The organism is Streptomyces sp. NPDC014727, assembly GCF_043083485.1.
GTDB lineage: Bacteria > Actinomycetota > Actinomycetes > Streptomycetales > Streptomycetaceae > Streptomyces.
Genome location: NZ_JBIBYR010000009.1, coordinates 152,624 through 171,997 on the forward strand (window position 1 = coordinate 152,624; position 19,374 = coordinate 171,997).

Below are 19,374 nucleotides of genomic sequence, written 5' to 3' on the forward strand. Positions count from 1 at the left end.
TAAGGGCATGAGTCAGCAGGGGGAGACGCCCGCCGCCCATGAGGACGACTGGTGGCGCAGGCTGTACGACGAGACCGCCCGGGACACCGGGGCGAGCGATGCGGGCGACAGCCTCGACGACCGCTTCGACTCGGCTTCGGGCACGGTGGGTTCGGGCGGGCACGGAGGGAACGGCGCGGCGGTCGAGGAGCCGGAGGCGCCCCCGGCCGCACTGCCGCAGCCCCGTACGTCCGCGGCCCCGCCCACTCTCGTCGGTTCTCCGGCCCCGACCGCCGCTGATCGGTCTCCGGCACCGGACCTGCCCCTGCTTCCGGAGCGGCAGTCGTCCCCGAAACCGCCGCCGGAGCCACCGCAGTCGTCCCTGGAACCGACACCGTTCTCGGACCCGCTCCAACCAGCGCCCGCCGCACGCACCGTGATCGGCCATGTGGGTGACCGGCCGCCGACCTACGACGCCGAGCCCACCACGCTGCCCGCCACCGTCCCCCAGGAGCTGGACGGGATCGTCGCCGACACCGTGCTCGACGGCGCCCGCTACGGGACGTACACCCTGCGCGCCGCCTCCGTGCGCGGGGACTCCGCACGGTTCCGGGGCGACCCCCGCCGCGACGCACTGCTCACCGTGCGCTTCGGCACCGAGAGGAACGCGCTCGTCCTGGTCGCCGTCGCCACCGGGGCTCGGGCCACCGGGCGGGCACATCTGGCGGCGGCCGATGCCTGCCGCTGGATCGGCGGTGCTGTGGGCCGTAGTCATGCGAGGCTCGCCGAGGACATAAGGGCGGGCCGCCGCGAAGATCTCAAGTCCGGCCTGCACCGCCTCACCGACCGTGGTTACGGGAAGCTGCGTGCCCGCGCCGCCGAACTCGGGATCGAACCGCGCGAGTACACGGCGGACCTGCGCTGCCTCCTGCTCTCGGCCGATCCCGACTGTCGTACCAGGATCTTCTTCGGCGTCGGAGCCGGTGGGCTCTTCCGGCTGCGCGACGGTGTCTGGCAGGACCTCGAACCGGAGGTTCCGGACGCCGGTGGTGCCGGGGGCGCCGTCGGCGAAGCCATGGCCGGATTCGGCCCCCCGCCCCCCGTGAGCGGCCCCCGGAGAGGTTCCGAGAGCGGCCCCGAGGGCGTCCGCGGCAGTGATTCCGGCAGTGAGGGCCTCACCATGGATCCGGGGACCACCGCACACCCGTCCTCGTACGCGGCGAGCCCGCGGCCGTCGCCCGTGGAACCGTTCCGGTTCCGGGCCGCGGTGGCCCGGCCGGGCGACACGCTGTTGCTGTGCAGCACCGGGCTCGCCGAGCCGCTGCGCGGCGAGCCCGCGCTGGCCCGGGAGCTCGCCGAACGCTGGAGCGACGACCTGGCACCCGGGCTCGCGACCTACCTCGCGGACACCCAGCTCAGGGTGGAGGGGTACTCCGACGACCGTACGAGTGTCGGCGTCTGGGAGGCGTAACCGCCCGCGTCATGGGTTGATGGATGCGGAATCCGGAAGCCGAAGCGCGGAAAGGGTATGCACCCATGGCCAAGCAGAACGTGTCGGAGCAGTTCGTCGACATCCTCGCCCGGGCGGGCGTCAAGCGTATGTACGGCGTCGTCGGCGACAGCCTCAACCCGGTCGTCGACGCCATCCGCCGCAACTCGGCCATCGACTGGATCCAGGTCAGGCACGAGGAGACCGCCGCGTTCGCCGCCGGGGCCGAGGCCCAGATCACCGGCTCTCTGGCGGCCTGTGCCGGCTCCTGCGGCCCCGGAAATCTGCACCTCATCAACGGTCTCTACGACGCCCACCGCTCCATGGCACCGGTCCTCGCCCTCGCCTCGCACATCCCTTCGAGCGAGATCGGTCTCGGCTACTTCCAGGAGACCCATCCGGAGCTGCTCTTCCAGGAGTGCAGTCACTACAACGAGATGATCTCCAACCCGCAGCAGATGCCCCGGCTGCTCCAGACCGCCATTCAGCACGCGATCGGACGAGGCGGGGTCAGCGTCGTCACCATGCCGGGTGACATCGCATCGCAGCCGGCGCCGGAGAAGTCGATCGAGCACGCCCTGGTCACCTCGCGGCCGACGGTACGGCCCGGGGACGAGGAGATCGAGAAGCTCTGCAGGATGGTCGACGAGGCGAAACGTGTGACATTGTTCTGCGGCAGCGGCACCGCGGGCGCCCACGCCGAGGTGATGGAGTTCGCCGAGCGGGTGAAGGCTCCGGTCGGGCACGCACTGCGCGGCAAGGAGTGGATCCAGTACGACAACCCGTACGACGTCGGAATGAGCGGGCTGCTCGGCTACGGCGCCGCCTACGAGGCGACGAACGAGTGCGATCTCCTCATCCTGCTCGGTACCGACTTCCCCTACAACGCCTTCCTCCCCACCGATGTGAAGATCGTCCAGGTCGATGTGCGCCCCGAGCACCTCGGCCGCCGCTCCAAGCTGGACCTGGCGGTCTGGGGCGATGTCCGCGAGACCCTGCGCTCTCTGACCCCGCGGGTGCAGGCCAAGACCGACCGCAAATTCCTCGACCGGATGCTGAAGAAGCACGCCGACGCGCTGGAGGGCGTCGTCAAGGCGTACACCCGCAAGGTCGAGAAGCACATCCCGATCCATCCGGAGTACGTCGCCTCGGTGCTGGACGACCTGGCCGACGAGGATGCCGTGTTCACCGTCGACACCGGCATGTGCAACGTGTGGGCCGCGCGCTATCTCTCACCCAACGGCAAGCGCCGTGTCATCGGTTCGTTCAGTCATGGCTCGATGGCCAACGCGCTGCCGCAGGCCATCGGTGCCCAGTTCATCGACCGGAACCGGCAGGTGGTGTCGATGTCCGGCGACGGTGGATTCACCATGCTGATGGGGGACTTCCTCACCCTGGTGCAGTACGACCTCCCGGTGAAAGTCGTGCTGTTCAACAACTCCTCTCTGAGCATGGTCGAGCTGGAGATGCTGGTCGCCGGCCTGCCCTCGTTCGGTACGACCAACAAGAACCCGGACTTCGCGGCCATCGCCCGAGCCGCCGGGGCGTACGGCGTACGGGTGGAGAAGCCCAAGCAGCTCGAAAGCGCCCTCAAGGACGCCTTCAAGCACAAGGGCCCGGCACTCGTCGACGTCGTCACCGACCCCAACGCGCTCTCCATCCCGCCGAAGATCAGTGCGGAGATGGTGACCGGCTTCGCGCTCTCCGCCAGCAAGATCGTGCTGGACGGGGGAGTGGGCCGGATGCTCCAGATGGCCCGTTCCAACCTGCGGAACGTGCCCCGCCCCTGATGAACCAACCCGCGGGCCGGGAGGGCCGCGAGGGGGCGGGATGTCACACCTCACGCAGGGGTCAGCCGCACCGTCAGGATCTGGAACGGCCGCAGCGACAGTACGAGACCGTGCTCATCGGTGTCCGCCTCGTGCAGCGGCCGTTCCAGCAGGTCGGTGATCCGGGCCCGCACGACGGGGAACCCGACCCGCATCGTCGTGGGGGCGCGCCCGCCCGCCGATTCGTACAGCCGCACGACGACGTCGCCGCTGCGGTCCTCGGCGAGCTTCACCGACTCCACCGTGACCGCCGGATGCCCGGTGCTGATCAGTGACGGCAGGGTCGGCGCCACCGCCGCTCGCAAGGGCAGATTGAGTGCCAGCCCCTCCTGCACCGCATCCGTGACCTCGCTGCCCGGGGCCAGCGCGTATCCGAGCCGGTGCCTGCCGAGGTCGGTCTCCGGGTCCGGACTGTGCGGGGCGCGGAGCAGCGTCAGTCGTACGGTCGTGCCCAGGCCCGCGACGTGCGGGGTCCGGGTCACGTCGTGCCCGTACGTCGAGTCGTTGAGCAGGGCGATGCCGTAGCCCGGCTCGGCGACCCGGAGCCAGCGATGGGCGCAGATCTCGAAGCGGGCCGCGTCCCAGCTGGTGTTGTCGTGCGTGGGCCGGTGGATGTGCCCGAACTGGATCTCGGCCGTGGACCGTTCGGCATGCACATCGAGCGGGAACGACGCCTTGAGGACCTTCTCCGACTCCTGCCAGTCCACCTCCGTGTCGATGTCGATCCGCCGGCTGTCCGCGGTCAGTCGGATCTCCTGCGCGAGGCGCGACGCCCCGAACGACCGCGTCACGCGGACGGCGGCCCGCAACGGCCCCTCCTCGATGAGCTCGACGGAGTCGGCCTCGGTGAGATCGGTGTGGGTGCGGCGGTAGTGCCGGTCGATGTCCCACGCGTCCCAGTGATTGGGGTGATCCGGATGCAACTGGAGGAGGTTGGCCCGATGGCCGGGGACGAGCACGTCCCGTCCCGCGCCGAGATCGCGCACGGCGGCGATCAGCCCGTCGCCGTCGACGACGACACGCAACAGTCCGTTGTCGAGCACGAAGCCCCCGCCCGCCGGCCCGTTCTTCGGCCTGTCCGCCGCCCCATCGACCGGCCGTTCCGCCGGCCGATCCGTATGCCCGCCCGACGACCTGTCCATCGGCCCGTTCGTCGGTTTCGGTGCCGTTTGGGTCGTCGGCCCGCTCCCGGGCCCGGATTTCGTGGGCTCGTCCGCCCGATCCGTCGCAGGCCCGCCCGTGTATCGGATCGCCGTGACCGCGTGCTCGGGGACCGCCGAGCCGTCCAGCCGGCCCGCGCCCAGGCCGGGGGCCTGCGCCAGCACCGCTGTGCGCCCGCCGCCCAGCGGCTGTGCGTACGCGCCCGAGGGCAGCACCGCACTCACCTCCGCGTCCAGCTCCATCACCTGACTGCGCTGATACGGAGAGGAGTTGAGCGCTACCAGGCCCCTTGTCCCACCCAGTGCCGCCACCGCGTTCGCCACCACATCGGCCAGTTCCCTCCGCACCATTTCATAGGTCTCGCGCGCCTCGCGGTGCACCCAGGCGATCGACGAACCGGGAAGGATGTCATGGAACTGATGGAGCAGTACTGTCTTCCACAGCCGGTCCAGCGTCTCGTACGGGTAGCGGTGGCCCGGTGAACGCAGCGTCGCCGCAGTCGCCCACAACTCCGCCTCGCGCAAGAGGTGTTCGCTGCGCCTATTGCCCTGTTTGGTTTTGGCCTGAGTGGTGTACGTGCCCCGGTGCAGCTCCAGATACAGCTCGCCCGACCAGACCGGTGCGTGCGCTCCGTACTCCGCCTCGGCCGTCGCGAAGAACACGGGCGGGCTCTCGATCCCGACCCGGGGCGAACCCTCCAGATCTCTGAGCCTGCGCGCCTTCTCCAGCATCTCGCGAGTGGGGCCGCCCCCGCCGTCGCCCCAGCCGAACGGCACGAGGGAGCGGGTCGCGAGGCCCTTCTCCGCGAAGTTCTTTTCGGCGTGGGCGAGTTCGTGGCCATGGAGCTGTGCGTTGTAGGTGTCCACGGGTGGGAAGTGGGTGAAGACCCTGGTCCCGTCGATGCCCTCCCACCAGAAGGTGTGATGTGGCATTTCATTGCTCTGGTTCCAGGACAGTTTCTGGGTCAGAAACCACTTCACCCCCGCCAGTCGCGCCAGCTGAGGGAACGCGCCGGTGTAGCCGAACGAGTCCGGCAGCCAGATCTCCTCGGTATCCACCCCCAGCTCCTGTGCGAAGAACCGCTTGCCGTGCACGAGCTGCCGGGCCAGCGCCTCGCCGCCCGGCATATTCGCGTCGGACTCCACCCACATCGATCCGACGGGCGTCCACCGGCCTCCTGCTACGGCCTGCTTGACGCGCTCCCAGATGTGCGGCTGATGCTCTTTCACCCATGCGTACTGCTGAGCCTGCGACGCGGCGAAGACGAGCTCCGGATAGTCCTGGGTCAACGCGGTGACATTGGCGAAGGTGCGCGATGCCTTGCGCACTGTCTCGCGCAGCGGCCACAGCCACGCCGAGTCGATGTGCGCATGCCCGATGGCCGAGATCCGGTGCGCGCTCGCCGCAGCCGGACGGGACAGCGCTTCGGCCAGCTCGTCCCGGCCGGCCCGCGCAGTGCCCGCCACATCGTGCAGATCCAGCGCATCGAGCATGCGCTCCAGCGACCGCAGGATCTCGTGCCGTCGAGAGCGCTCGAGGGGGAGTTCCCGCATCAGCTCGGAGAGCACCTCGATGTCCAGGACGAGATGCCAGACCTCCTCGTCCAGAACCGCCAAGTCCGCGGAGGCGAACCGGTGGAGCGGCCGGTCGCCGGCCGTCGTGACGTCCCCGAGCGGCGTCGGCGCGAAGCCGTGGTCCAGGACGGCCGGGTTGGCCGCCGCCTCCAGCAGCAGCGAGACCGGCTCGCCGCCCGCGGCCGGGGAGGCCAGCGTCAGATGGCGATTGCGCGGATGGACGCCCTTGATGGGGACGCCCGAGGCGTCGTACAGCATGCCCTCGGTCTGGAAGCCCGGCCCCTGACCGGAGAAGCCGGGATCGACGACCACCTCGACCCGCCGCCCCGCCCACTCCTCGGGAACGGTCCCCACAAGCCGGAACCAGCTGGTGGACCACGGCTTCCCCCACTCGGTTCCCGCGCTGAACGGCTCGAACGGCTCCCCGAGGACCTGGGCCACCGGAACGGGTTCGCCGGGGAGGTGCCGCACCGAGAGCGCGAGCGGGGTGCGGGCAGAGTACTGGGCGGGGCGGATGAACTGGTGAAGGGCGCGTTCGAGGCGGTCCTCCACCAGGGTGCGGTCGTCGTGCATCACGGCTCCAAGGGGTCGGCGCCTGCGAGTGTCCATGGCTCCACTTCCCCGGCGACCGGCCCGGCACCCCTGCGAGCCGTGCGACGGGGTGACGGTTGATCAACTGGCCCTGTGCGCACCCTTGGCGCCCCTTAAGCAATGTGACATATTACTGCCGTGCTCACGAGACACCCCTTGGATGTCATCATCGTCGGGGCCGGAGTGGTCGGTGCGGCCTGCGCCTACTACACCTCCCGGTCCGGACTGTCCGTAGCCGTCGTCGACCGCGGGCCGGTGGGCGGCGGCACCACCGGAGCCGGCGAGGGCAACCTCCTCGTCTCCGACAAAGTGCCGGGACCGGAGCTTGAACTGGCCCTGCTCTCCGCCACGTTGTGGCAACAACTGTCCGGGGAGCTGCCCCCGGACATCGAGTACGAGCTGAAGGGCGGTGTGGTCGTCGCGGCATCCGAGGACTCCCTGGCCGCCCTGTCCGCGACGGCCGCCGGTCAGCGTGCGGCGGGCGTCGAGGCGCACCATGTCACCTTTGACCGGCTCCGCGACATCGAGCCCCACCTCGCACCGGAGCTGGCCGGCGGCTGCCACTACCCGCAGGACGCACAGGTCCATCCGGCCCTGGCCGCAGCCGAGTTGCTGCGTTCGGCCGTCCGGGCCGGCGCGCTGGTCCGCCCTGGTCAGGAGGTGGTCGGAATACTCAGGGACCGGGAGGGCGCCGTATCCGGGGTACGCACGGCGCGGGGCGAACTGCACGCCCCCGTCGTGGTCAACGCGGCGGGCACCTGGGGCGGTGACCTGGCCGCACTGGCCGGGGTGAACCTGCCGGTCCTGCCGCGCCGAGGGTTCGTGCTGGTCACCGAACCACTGCCGCGGCTGATCCGGCACAAGGTCTACGCGGCGGAGTACGTGGCCGATGTTTCGAGCGGGTCCGCCGCGTTGCAGACCTCGCCCGTGGTGGAGGGCACGCCGTCGGGGCCGGTACTCATCGGGGCGAGCCGCGAACGGGTCGGCTTCGACCGGACGTTGTCCGTTCCGGTGGTCGCCCGGCTGGCGGCCCGGGCCGCCGCGCTCTTCCCCGTACTCGCCGACGTACGGGTGATGCGCGCCTACCACGGATTCCGCCCCTACCTGCCCGATCACCTACCTGCGATCGGTCCGGACCCCCGGGTGCCGGGGCTCTTCCACGCCTGCGGTCATGAGGGGGCCGGGATCGGGCTGGCGCCCGCGACCGGACGGCTGATCGCCGACGCGATCGAGGGAAAGCGGCCCGCACTCGATCTGGCACCGTTCGCACCCGAGCGGTTCGATGCCACAAGCCATGTCACGTGACGGTGGAGAGCGGGGCGCCCACGCCCCAGGAGAGGACCCAGTGAGACGCACCCGTGCACGTACCCCCGCCGAACTCGTCGGGGCCGCGCCCGAAACGGAGTTCCAGCTGACCTTCGACGGCCGCCCGATCCGCGGACTGCCGGGCCAGACCGTCGCCGTCGCACTCTGGTCGGCGGGCATCCTGACCTGGCGCACCACCCGGGTCCACGGCCGTCCGCGGGGCGCCTTCTGCGGCATCGGCGCCTGCTACGACTGCCTGGCCACCGTCAACGGCCGGCCCAACCAGCGTGCGTGCCTGCTGCCCGCGAAGCCGGGCGACGCCATCACCACACAGGAGGGCGACGGGCATGCCGCACTCGACGGATGAGCCACGGGCGCGGGAGACCGGCCGCGCCGAAATCGCGGTGGTGGGCACGGGACCGGCAGGTCTGGCCGCTGCCGTCACCGCTGCCGACCACGGGCTCGACGTGATTCTGCTCGACGCGGCCGCCGCGCCAGGCGGGCAGTACTACCGCAGCCCGGCCGACGGACTCGGCGCCACCCGGCCCGAGGCCCTCCACCACGGCTGGCGCGCCTTCACGGAACTCTCCGCGCGGCTGGCCGCACACCGCGAGACCGGCTCGATCCGCCATCTCACCGGCCACCAGGTGTGGACGGTCGAACGAACCGGTGACGGGGACTGGATCCTGCACGCGGTCACCGGGGCCGAGGAGGAGGCCCGCAGCGCCATCAGGGCCCGCCGGATGCTCCTGGCGACGGGTGCCCACGAGCGTCAACTGCCCTTTCCGAGATGGACACTTCCCGGGGTGGTGGGCGCGGCGGGGGCGCAGGCGATGCTCAAGTCGGGGCTGGTGCTGCCGGGGCGCCGGATCGTGGTCGCGGGGAGCGGGCCGCTCCTGCAGGCGGTCGCCCTCTCGCTGACGCGTGCGGGGGCACGCGTCCCGGCGCTGGTCGAGGCCGCCGGCTACGGAGCGTACGCCCGTGCTCCCCGGGTGCTGGCCGTCAACCCCGGCAAGGCGGCGCAAGGGGCCCGGTTCGCGGCGGGGCTGGCCCGTGCCCGGGTCCCGGTGCTGAGCCATCGGGCGGTCACCGAGGTGCACGGCGACGAGCGGGTGGAGGCGGTGACCGTCAGCAGGGTGGACCGCCAGTGGCGTCCCGTCGCGGGGTCCGGCCGCCGGATCGCCTGCGACGCGCTCGCCGTGGGACACGGGCTCGTGCCGCAGCTGGAACTCGCCGTGGCAGCCGGCTGCGGTACGCGTCCGGGCCCCGACGGAACGCACGCGGTCACCCTGGACGAACAGCTCAGGACCACCGTCCCCGGGGTCTGGGCGGCCGGCGAGGTCGGTGGCGTCGGCGGCGTCGAACTCGCTTTCTGTGAAGGTGAGTTGGCGGCACTGTCCATCATCCATGAGGTACGGGGCGGAGCACGGAAGGCGGAAGCGCGCAGAGCGGCCGTACTGCGACGCTCCCGGCGCCGCCTGCGGGCCTTCGCCGCGCTGATGGGGACCGTGCACCGGCCGGGCACCGGGTGGAGCCGGTGGTTGACCGGCGATACGGAGGTCTGCCGTTGCGAGGAGGTGACCGCGGGCCGGATCCGTACGGCGTGCGAGGAGCTGGGAGCCGGTGACGCCAGGACGGTCAAACTGCTCACCCGGGCCGGAATGGGGTGGTGCCAGGGCCGGACGTGCGGATTCGCCGTCCGTGAACTCGCCGCCACGCACGGCGTCGGACACGAGCCGGACGGACCCGACCGGCGCCCGTTGGCCTGCCCCGTGAAGCTGTCCACGCTCGCCGACCTGTCCGGCCCCGGGTAGGTCCCCCACTCGGTACCCGGCGGCACGCCCGACGGTCTCCCGCGAGCACTTGAGCGCAACGTTCGCCGCCCCTTGTCCATATTTCTGCCACGCCATGCCATGTCACACCTCTCAAGGAGCCACGATGCAGACGAACACCGACTCGCGCACCCGCCCCTGGCACGGGGTCATGGTCGCCACCCCGCTCACCCTGCGCGAGGACAGCACCATTGACTACGACGCCTTCGCCACCCACGTGCGGCAGCTCATCGAGGCGGGCTGCGACGGAGTGGTGCCCAACGGCTCACTGGGTGAGTACCAGACCCTGACCGACAGCGAGCGCGACCAGGTGGTCCGGGTCGCAGTCGAGGCCGCGGGCGACGGCAGCCGCGTCATGCCGGGCGTCTCCGCGTACGGCAGCGCGGAGTCACGGCGCTGGGCGGAACAGGCCGCAGAGGCGGGCGCCGGTTCCGTGCTGCTCCTGCCGCCCAACGGATACCGCTGCGACGAGGAGGCGGTGCGCGCCCACTACGCCGATGTGGCCGAGGTCGGAGTGCCGGTCGTCGCGTACAACAACCCGTTCGACACGAAGGTGGATCTGACCCCCGCACTGCTCGCCCGACTTCACCGGGACGGCAGCATCGTGGCCGTCAAGGAGTTCAGCGGCGACGTCCGCAGGGGTTACGAGATCGCCGAGGAGGCGCCCGGCCTCGACCTGCTCGTGGGTGCCGACGACGTACTGCTGGAACTGGCGCTCGCCGGCGCCGTCGGGTGGATCGCGGGCTGCCCGAACATGCTGCCGTCCTGCTGCGTCGAGCTGTACCGGGCCGCTGTCGCCGGTGACATGGCGACTGCCCTGCCGCTGTACCGGGAGCTGCACCCGCTGCTTCGATGGGACTCGAAGCCGGAGTTCGTCCAGGCCATCAAGGCATCCATGGACGTCGTCGGACGCCATGGGGGCCGCACCCGGCCGCCGCGGTTCCCGCTGCCCGCCGACGACCTGGCCGCCGTACGCGCCGCGACGGAAAAGGCAGTCGCCGGCGGCCTTGACTGAGAGCGGCGCCCCGCCGCCGTACGCCGGGACGGAACGCCCGGCCCGGCCCGTAGCGTTCCGTCCCGTTTCTTGTGTTCTTCGTGTCCGTCGTGACGAACCAGGGGGAGCCTTGCAGACACGTCACATCTTCCATGCCGTCGACTCACACACCGAGGGCATGCCCACCCGCGTCATCACCGGAGGCATCGGCACCATTCCCGGTGCGACGATGGCCGAACGGCGCGGCTATTTCCAGCAGCACCGGGACGCCGTGCGCACCCTGCTCATGTACGAACCGCGCGGCCACGCGGCCATGAGCGGCGCGATCCTCCAGCCACCCACCCGGCCGGACGCGGACTTCGGCGTCCTTTACATAGAGGTCTCCGGGTTTCTGCCGATGTGCGGGCACGGAACCATCGGGGTGGCGACCGTTCTGGTGGAGACCGGCATGGTGGAGGTCACCGAACCCGTCACCACCGTACGACTGGACACCCCGGCCGGGCTCGTCAGCGTCGACGTGGCGGTGCGCGACGGCGCGGCCACCGCCGTGACGCTGACCAACGTTCCGGCGTTCAGCGTCGCGCTCGACCGGACGGCGGACGTACCGGGCCACGGGACGGTGCGCTACGACCTCGCCTACGGCGGCAACTTCTACGCGATGGTGCAGCTGTCCGACCTCGGGCTGCCCTTCGACCGGGCGCGCAAGGACGACATCCTGGCCGCCGGACTCGCCCTGATGGACGTGGTCAACGGCACCGACCGCCCCGTCCATCCCGAGGACCCGGACATTCACGGCCTCAAGCACGTGCAGTTCATCGCACCCGGGTCCGACGCACGCCACTCCCGGCACGCGATGGCCATCCATCCCGGCTGGTTCGACCGCTCGCCCTGCGGGACCGGCACCTCGGCACGCATGGCACAGCTGCACGCACGCGGTGAACTCCCCCTGGACACCGACTTCGTGAACGAGTCGTTCATCGGCACCTCGTTCACCGGACGCCTCGCCGAGGAGACCACCGTGGGCGGGCTGCCGGCGGTCGTCCCCGTCGTCACCGGCCGCGCCTGGATCACCGGTACCGCACAATTCTTCCTGAACCCGTCCGACCCCTTCCCCGAAGGATTCCTGCTGTGAAACTGCCCCTGCTCGGTGCCGACGACATCGAGGCCCTGGGACCGACCGGAGCCGTGGACGCACTGGAGGCGGCACTGCGCGGGGGACTGGATCCGGAGACGGCGCCGGCCCGGCACCATCTCAACGTGCCGGGCGGGGAGCTGTTGATCATGCCCGCCACCACGCAACAGGTGACCGGAGTGAAGATCGCCGGGGTGGCCCCGGCCAACCCGGCGCGAGACCTGCCCCGGATCACCGGAAGCTATCTGCTCCTCGACGCCCCCACCCTGCTGCCGCTCGCCCTGCTGGACGGGGCCGCGCTCACCACCCTGCGCACGCCGGCCGTGTCCGCACTCGCGATCCGCCACCTCACCGGGCCCGTCGTGCACCATATGGTGCTCTTCGGAACGGGCCCGCAGGCGTACGGGCACCTCGCCGCGGTGCTCGCGGAACGCCGGGTCGAACGGGTCACCGTGGTCGGCCGTACCCCGCACCGGGCCGACGCACTCGCCGAGCACGCCCGTCGGCTCGGTGCGGACGCCCGCGTGGCGCGGGCGGACGGCGCCGGGGAGATCGCCACGGCCGATCTGGTGCTCTGCTGCACCACCTCCGCCACTCCGCTGTTCGACGGTGCCCTCGTACCGGACGGGGCGATGGTCGTCGCGGTCGGCTCGCACACCCACGATGCCCGGGAGGTCGACACCGCTCTGGTGTCCCGTTCCGCCGTCTTCGTCGAATCGCGGTCGGCGGCGCTGTCGGAGGCGGGCGATCTGCTGATCCCGATGGCGGGCGGGGCCTTCCGGGGCGAGGACATCCGCGGCAACCTCGCGGAGCTGGTGACCGGTCGAGCCTCCGGCGGGCAGTCGGCCGGGGCCACGGGCCCCCGGTTCTTCAAGAGCGTCGGAATGGGCTGGGAAGACCTCGCTGTCGCCGCCGCGGTGCACCGGAAGTCGGCGTCCTGAGGGAGTTGTCCACAGCGCCGGAACGACGGGCCCTGACGGAAACGCGGCATTGTATCCTGAGGCCCCGCACGGCGCTGGAGGAACACATATGGCCCGCCTGACGACGCTCAACGCCATCTCCGCGCAGGAGCACTTGCGTGACCGGGTGGCCAACGCCCTCAGGGCGGCCCTGATCGCAGGGGAACTCCGGCCCGGCGTGATCTACTCCGCCCCCGCGCTCGCCGCCGACTTCGGGGTCTCCGCCACCCCGGTCCGGGAGGCCATGCTCGACCTGGCTCGTGAGGGCCTGGTCGAAGCGGTACGCAACAAGGGCTTCCGGATAACGGAGTTGACCGAGCAGGATCTCGACGACTTCACCGAGCTGCGGGTCATGATCGAGGTTCCCACCGTCGGCCGCATCGCTCGAACGGGCCGGACCAAGGAGCTGGAGGCGCTGAGGCCGCTCGCCCAGGCGATCGTCGCGGCCGCCGCCGAACACGACATCCTCGGCTATCTGGAGGCCGACCGCCGCTTCCATCTCGAACTGCTCGGCCTGGCGGGAAACCGCCGCCTGGTGGAGGAGGTCGGCAATCTGCGCAAGCGCTCGCGCCTCTTCGGGCTGAACCAGCTCGATGAAAGAGGGCTGTTGGTCCAGTCGGCCGAGGAGCATGCCCAGTTGCTCGACCTCCTGATCGCGGGCGACGCGGAGCGCGCCGAGAGGTGCATGCTGGCCCATATGTCACATGTCAGGAATCTCTGGGCCGAGGAGGAGGCCGACGACTCCGGCACGGGAGGCACGAAGATCAGAAGGGTGTCGCTGCCGGCCACGGAGGAGTGATCCACCGGTTCCGCCCGGAGTTCACGGCGCGCACCGATGCTCGTTCCTCGCCCCGATGGACTCCTCCTGCCCGCCCTGCCCCCACCCAGTCCCTCGCTGTTCAACGGCCGCCGTGATGACGGCCGTTGACGCGGCAGATCAGGCCTCGGTCTCCAGCAGCGAGGCCATCCACTCCTCGATACCGTCGGCGGTGCGCGGCAGCGCGGACGACATGAGACGGGCGCCGTCGGCCGTGATCACGAGGTCGTCCTCGATCCGCACCCCGATCCCGCGCAGCGACCGGGGCAGTGTCTCGTCGTCGGGCTGGAGGTAGAGCCCGGGCTCCACGGTCAGCACCTGACCGGCTTCCAGGCGCCCGTCCAGATACGTGTCGGCACGCGCCTGCGCACAGTCGTGCACGTCCATGCCGAGCATGTGGCCGCTGCTGCAGAGCGTGTACCGGCGGTAGAAGCCGTTGTCCGGATCGAGCGCCTCGTCCGCGGACATCGGCAGCACGCCCCACTCGTGCAGCCCCTCGGCGATGACCCGCATGGCCGCCAGATGGAAGTCACGGAATCGCGCCCCCGGACGCAGGGCCGCGATGCCCGCGTCCTGCGCGGCCAGCACCAGTTCGTAGACGGTGCGCTGCACGGGGGAGAAGCGGCCGGACAGAGGCAGGGTGCGGGTGATGTCGGCCGTGTAGAGCGAGTCGGTCTCCACCCCGGCGTCCAAAAGCAACAACTGGTCGCGGTCCAGTGGGCCGTCATTGCGGATCCAGTGCAGGACACAGGCGTGCGCCCCGGCCGCGGCGATCGTGGAGTAGCCTGGACCGTTGCCCTCCGCGCGGGCACGCAGATCGAAGACGCCCTCGATCCAGCGCTCGCCGCGCGGGTGCCGCAGCGCCTGCGGCAGGCTTCGCACCACATCCTCGAACCCCGCCGTCGTCGCGTCGACGGCCTGCTGCAACTGTCCGGTCTCCCAGGGGTCCTTGACGAGCCGGAGCTCGCTGAGCACCGCTTCGAGCCCGGCCGGCGCCGAGCGCCCTTGCGGGAAGGCACGGCAGGAACGCAGGAGTTCGTCGACGGAAGGGTCCACCCCGGCCAGTACCCGTACCGGTGGCTGCGGCCCGGTGAGCAGCTTCTCCCAGGAGTCCAGGTGCGCGCAGCGGACGCCGGTCAGCCGGGCGGCCTCCGCCAGGTCGGGTCTGCGCCCTACCCAGAACTCCCCGTACCTGCGGTCGCGGTAGAACTCCTGGCCGGTGCGCGGTGATCGGGGCCGCAGATACAGCACCGCTTCGTGCCGCTCGTCGCCGTCCGGTTCCAGCACGAGGACGTGGCCGGCCTGGTCCTCACCGGTGAGGCCGGTGAGCCAGGCGTAGCCGGTGTGCGGCCGGAAGCGGTGGTCGGTGTCGTTGGAGCGGACGGAGAGCGCACCGGCCGGGATGACCAGGCGTTCGCCGGGGAAGCGGGCGGCCAACCGGGCCCGGCGGGCGGGGGTGACGTCGTAGGAAGGGACACGAGTGTCCGCCGGCAAGGGGGTGTCCGCCCACGCCGTGCTCATGAAGGTGTCCAGTGCGGGTGACACCGGCAGGTCGTGACTGCTGGTGCGGGGCACGGAGAGGGAACGGGGCACGGGCATTGCTCCTCAGGGCTCTGTCGGCGCCCGGGCGCGGGGCTCCGGGCTCTGTCGGGACGCAGCGGTTCGGCGGCCGGAAAAGCGGTGGTGGCGACGGTGCGTGCGGGCCGCATCTCAAATCCCGTGTCGCGACGGGAAGTTGTCGCCGAGATGAATGTGTGTGAGAGGGCTTCCGAAGGACATGTGACATGTGCCATTGTACAGCGCGCAGGACGGCAGGAACCGTGTTCATGTCACGACGTGAGTGCAGTCGGACTCGGTCCGGTTCCGACCCCTTGCATTCCCCCACAACCGCGCCCTGTCGCGCGGTCACCACTCCGCTGGGAGGCGGCACGTGAAGAACCTGAGGGTTCGGCAAAGAATATCCGGATTGTCCACCGCGGTCCTGGCAGCATGCCTGGGCGTGGGCCTGTTCACGGCACCGAGCCAGGCCGTCGAGCCACGCCCCGCCGTGTCGACCGTGACCCCCCACTCCTCGGACGCCGCCCAGAAGCGGGCGGAACCCCGGACCGAGGACCCCGGCGGCCCCACCGCCGAGGCGCTGACGGCACCCGCCGACGATGCCGCTCACGTCCAACGCAAGTCGCTCGAGGCCGCCGACCAGCCGCCGCTGTCCGCGTCCAAGGACGCGCTCAAGCGGGACTACGACGACCAGGCCACCGCGCTTCCGAGCCACCCGGCACCTTCGATGAAGGCCGAGAAGCGCCGCGCCAAGACGCTCGGCAAGGCCGCGGCCGAGTGCAACATCACCGATTTCACCAACAACACCGGAAGCGCCCTGGTCGAGAAGGTCAAGGCAGCGACCACCGACTGCGTCAACACGCTGTTCCGTCTCCAGGGCCAGGACGGCTACCACGCCTTCCGCGAGGACCAGATGGTCACCATCGCCGATGCGATGCGCGACGCGTCAGCCTCCTACCCGGGTGACGACAGCACCGGCATGCCCCAGCTGATCCTCTTCCTCCGGGCCGGCTACTACGTCCAGTACTACGACCCCGACACCGTCGGGGAGTACGGGCCGCGCCTGCGCACGGCCATCCAGGGCGCGCTCGACGGCTTCTTCGGCTCCTCGCACGCCTTCGACGTCACCGACGCCAACGGCGAGAGCCTGTCCGAGGCGATCATCCTGGTCGACAGCGCCGGGAAGAACGCCCGCTACCTGAACATCGTCAAGCGGATGCTGGCCGACTACGACGAGTCGTACAACGACTCCTGGTACATGCTCAACGCCGTGAACAGCGTGTACACGGTCATGTTCCGCGGGCACCAGGTGCCCGAGTTCATCAGGGCCATCGAGGCCGATTCCAGCGTGCTGAACTCCCTGCGCGACTTCGCCGCGAACCACCTCGACCTGCTGGGTACCAAGCAGTCGTTCCTGGTGTCCAACGCGGGACTCGAACTCGGCCGCTTCCTCAAGGAGGACTCGCTGCGCGCCAAGGCGAGTCCGTTCGCGGTCGACCTGATGGGCAAGAGCTCCATCGACGGCCCCACCGCCCCGCTCTGGGTCAATTTGGCCAAGATGGTCGACGCCTACGACAAGGACAACTGCGCGGAGTACGACGCCTGCAACCTCGCGGAGCGCCTCGAGAAGGTCGTCCTGCCGGTGAAGCACACCTGTAGCGACAGCATCACGATCCGGGCGCAGGACATGGCCGCGGAGGAACTCGAAGCCAGCTGCACCAGCCTGCGCGACCAGGACGCCTACTTCCATGAGGTGGCCCGGGACAACGGCGCGGTCGCCGACGACAACAACAAGACCATCGAGGTCGTGGCCTTCGACTCCAGCGCCGACTACCAGACCTACGCCGGAGTGATCTTCGGCATCGACACCAACAACGGCGGCATGTACCTGGAGGGCGACCCCAAGGCCGAGGGCAACCAGCCCCGGTTCATCGCCTACGAGGCCGAGTGGGCCCGCCCCGACTTCCAGATCTGGAACCTCAACCACGAGTACACGCACTACCTCGACGGCCGCTTCAACATGTACGGCGACTTCGCCGCCGGAATGACCACGCCGACCGTCTGGTGGGTCGAGGGCTTCGCTGAGTTCGTCTCCTACTCGTACCGCAAGCTCGACTACGAGGCCGCCATCGCCCAGGCCGCGAACCGCACCTACCGCCTGAGCACCCTGTTCGACACCACCTACGAGAACGCCGACCAGACCCGCGTGTACAACTGGGGCTACCTGGCCGTCCGTTACATGCTCGAATCCCACCGCTCGGACGTCGACACCCTGCTCGGTCTCTACCGCAAGGGCGACTGGGACGGCGCCCGCACCCTGCTCACGTCGACCATCGGCAGCCGTTACGACGCCGACTGGGACACCTGGCTGGCCGCCTGCGTGGCCGGTGCCTGCGGCAGCGGGTCCACCAACCCGCCCGGTGAGATCACTGAGTGCAAGGACGCCGACACCAGGTTGCTGGGCCGGAACTGCATGCGCAGCGAGCTGAAGGCCGTCAAGGGCGACTACGCCTACCTGGCCGTCCTCATCCCGGCGGGCACCACCCAGTTGAAGATCACCGCCTCCGGCGGCACGGGTGACGCCGACCTCTACTACAGCGCGAAGGAGTGGGCGACCACCGAGGTCTACACCGACAAGTCCGTCGGGGCGGGCAACGAGCACACCCTGACCGTCAACAACCCGGCGCCGGGCTACCACTTCATCAGCCTCTACGGCAACGAGAAGTTCGACGGCGCCAAGGTCACCACCGAGTTCTGATCCCGCGACCCCCACGGTATCGGCCGGCCGAGTGATGTTCCCGCTCGGCCGGCCGGTGCCGTCGCCCGGGGGCCGCGCCCGTCGGACACGGCCCCGGGCTCACAACAGCCGCAGCGTGCCGGGGGTCGTGTCGTCCGCCAGGATCGCCGTGATCAGGTCGAAGAGCGTCGGCCCCCGCCCCGCCAGGGCCTCGTCCAGCCGCTGCTGGACCGCCGCCCGGTTGGTGGGATGCACCCGGCTCAGGCTCTGCCGCAGATAGCGCGCCGTCTCCTCATGGCTCAGGGCCTGTGCGGAGGACGCGTGGTCCCGCCACTCGAAGACGAAGTCGCCATCGTCGGGAGTGCCCATCCCGCCGCCGAGGCAGTCCGCGAGGGCGTCGAGGTTGCGGCCGAAGTACCCGCCCGGCCCGTTCACCGCTTCGCCGATCACTTTCCAGAACTGCTCCAGGCCGGTGACCCGGGAGCCGTCGATCACATAGGTCACGGTCATGGGTGGAGCGTACAAGTCCGCCCGCTTCCCCCGGTCCGTGATCCGCGCCGCAGGTGGGGGGGGCTGCGGCGCGGATCGGTCCGGAGGGTTGAGCCTTCAGCAGCTCTGGTCGATGAGGTCGAATGTGGCGTAGTGGTCGCTGGTGTAGTAGTCCTCCCGCACCTTTTCGCCCGTGACGATCCGACGGGCGCCGCGGGTCGGGGAGCCGGGGGTGATGACCGTGTACTCGTGGTAGTAGCCGGTGCCCTGACCGGGCAGGACGCCTTCACGGTTCTGGAAGACGGCACCGTCCTGCGAGTACGGGAAGGGTCCGCCGGCGTCGATCAGGTCGAGGGTGTCGTGCGCCTGGGAGGGCAGCGCCGAGTAGCAGATGCTGCCGACCGAGTCGATGGACGAGGGGGAGGCGGTGGCCGTGGTGACCGGGCCGCCGACGAGGAGAACGGACAGGAGGGCGGCTGCGCCACCGAGCGTGGTGATCCGTGGGGGGATTCGCATAGCCACCATGATGACGCGCGTAGACATGGTGCCGTCAACGCCAACCGCTGTGAATTTTTTGGGAGTTAACCGGAGAGGAGGAAATGTGACGCCGATGTGTCCGAAGGCTCGTGGGCCGCTCGGCCGAAGAGTTCATTTATTGATGAGTCGACAAGCGTGGCGGCCGGTCTGTGGGGCATGCATCCCCGTGGAGGCGTTCCGCGAAGCCGTTCGGCGAGAAGGAGCCGGAAGGAACGAGAAGGAGCCGGAAGGAACGAGCGGAACACGAGAAGCCGCAGGGCGACAACAAGGCGCGACAACGGGGCTCGACAACAAGGGCGCGACGACAGGACACGACAAGGGCGCGGGAAGACGAGACGGCGAGCAGGGGGATTCACTGTGCGTACGGGGGAAACGATGGAGCGTCGGGGCGA

14 protein-coding genes are annotated in these 19,374 nt (G+C 70.2%); 10 read left to right on the forward strand and 4 right to left on the reverse strand.

The window, feature by feature from the left end:
* Positions 1–7 precede the first annotated feature (7 nt).
* Entirely contained in the window at positions 8–1,450 is a 1,443-nt protein-coding gene (locus ACF1B9_RS16775; protein ID WP_391740571.1) for a protein phosphatase 2C domain-containing protein, read from the forward strand.
* A gap of 65 nt (positions 1,451–1,515) precedes the next feature.
* Positions 1,516–3,258 carry a pyruvate dehydrogenase gene (locus ACF1B9_RS16780; protein WP_391740572.1) on the forward strand — a complete coding sequence of 581 codons (1,743 nt, stop codon included), beginning with the start codon at positions 1,516–1,518 and terminating at the stop codon, positions 3,256–3,258.
* 50 nt (positions 3,259–3,308) lie between these two features.
* Here ACF1B9_RS16780 and ACF1B9_RS16785 read toward each other — a convergent pair whose 3' ends face one another.
* Positions 3,309–6,605: an alpha-mannosidase gene (locus ACF1B9_RS16785; protein ID WP_391795922.1), complete on the reverse strand. Its 3,297-nt coding sequence runs from the start codon at positions 6,603–6,605 to the stop codon at positions 3,309–3,311.
* 156 nt (positions 6,606–6,761) lie between these two features.
* Between ACF1B9_RS16785 and ACF1B9_RS16790 the strand changes: the two genes are divergently transcribed.
* From ACF1B9_RS16790 to ACF1B9_RS16820, 7 genes are all read left to right on the forward strand, one after another.
* A complete protein-coding gene (locus ACF1B9_RS16790; protein WP_391740573.1) occupies positions 6,762–7,928 on the forward strand; it encodes an NAD(P)/FAD-dependent oxidoreductase in 1,167 nt (388 codons plus the stop codon).
* A 40-nt stretch (positions 7,929–7,968) separates the two neighbouring features.
* Positions 7,969–8,295 carry a (2Fe-2S)-binding protein gene (locus tag ACF1B9_RS16795; protein WP_391740574.1) on the forward strand — a complete coding sequence of 109 codons (327 nt, stop codon included), beginning with the start codon at positions 7,969–7,971 and terminating at the stop codon, positions 8,293–8,295.
* Positions 8,276–9,742: an FAD-dependent oxidoreductase gene (locus tag ACF1B9_RS16800; RefSeq protein WP_391740575.1), complete on the forward strand. Its 1,467-nt coding sequence runs from the start codon at positions 8,276–8,278 to the stop codon at positions 9,740–9,742. The genes ACF1B9_RS16795 and ACF1B9_RS16800 overlap by 20 nt, the downstream gene beginning before the upstream one ends.
* Positions 9,743–9,866: 124 nt before the next feature.
* Positions 9,867–10,775, forward strand: coding sequence for a dihydrodipicolinate synthase family protein (locus ACF1B9_RS16805; protein ID WP_391740576.1), 909 nt, complete (start codon positions 9,867–9,869; stop codon positions 10,773–10,775).
* A gap of 109 nt (positions 10,776–10,884) precedes the next feature.
* The gene (locus ACF1B9_RS16810; RefSeq protein WP_391740577.1) at positions 10,885–11,886 is read left to right on the forward strand and encodes a proline racemase family protein; all 1,002 of its coding nucleotides are present in this window, start codon (positions 10,885–10,887) and stop codon (positions 11,884–11,886) included.
* Entirely contained in the window at positions 11,883–12,827 is a 945-nt protein-coding gene (locus tag ACF1B9_RS16815) for an ornithine cyclodeaminase family protein (protein ID WP_391740578.1), read from the forward strand. Before ACF1B9_RS16810 ends, ACF1B9_RS16815 begins: the two co-directional genes overlap by 4 nt.
* A gap of 88 nt (positions 12,828–12,915) precedes the next feature.
* Entirely contained in the window at positions 12,916–13,644 is a 729-nt protein-coding gene (locus ACF1B9_RS16820; protein ID WP_391740579.1) for a GntR family transcriptional regulator, read from the forward strand.
* 138 nt (positions 13,645–13,782) lie between these two features.
* Here ACF1B9_RS16820 and ACF1B9_RS16825 read toward each other — a convergent pair whose 3' ends face one another.
* Positions 13,783–15,255 (reverse strand): aminopeptidase P family protein, encoded by a 1,473-nt coding sequence (locus ACF1B9_RS16825; protein ID WP_391740580.1) that lies wholly within the window; start codon positions 15,253–15,255, stop codon positions 13,783–13,785.
* A gap of 337 nt (positions 15,256–15,592) precedes the next feature.
* On the opposite strand from ACF1B9_RS16825, the gene ACF1B9_RS16830 reads away from it, so the two are divergent.
* Complete coding sequence (locus ACF1B9_RS16830; RefSeq protein ID WP_391740581.1) at positions 15,593–17,977, forward strand: M9 family metallopeptidase; 2,385 nt, start codon at positions 15,593–15,595, stop codon at positions 17,975–17,977.
* Positions 17,978–18,076: 99 nt separating this feature from the next.
* On the opposite strand, the gene ACF1B9_RS16835 is transcribed toward ACF1B9_RS16830, so the two are convergent.
* Together ACF1B9_RS16835 and ACF1B9_RS16840 are read right to left on the reverse strand one after the other, a co-directional pair.
* Positions 18,077–18,466 (reverse strand): barstar family protein, encoded by a 390-nt coding sequence (locus ACF1B9_RS16835; protein ID WP_391740582.1) that lies wholly within the window; start codon positions 18,464–18,466, stop codon positions 18,077–18,079.
* Between the two features lie 96 nt (positions 18,467–18,562).
* Positions 18,563–18,961, reverse strand: coding sequence for a ribonuclease domain-containing protein (locus tag ACF1B9_RS16840; protein WP_391740583.1), 399 nt, complete (start codon positions 18,959–18,961; stop codon positions 18,563–18,565).
* Positions 18,962–19,374: the final 413 nt, after the last annotated feature.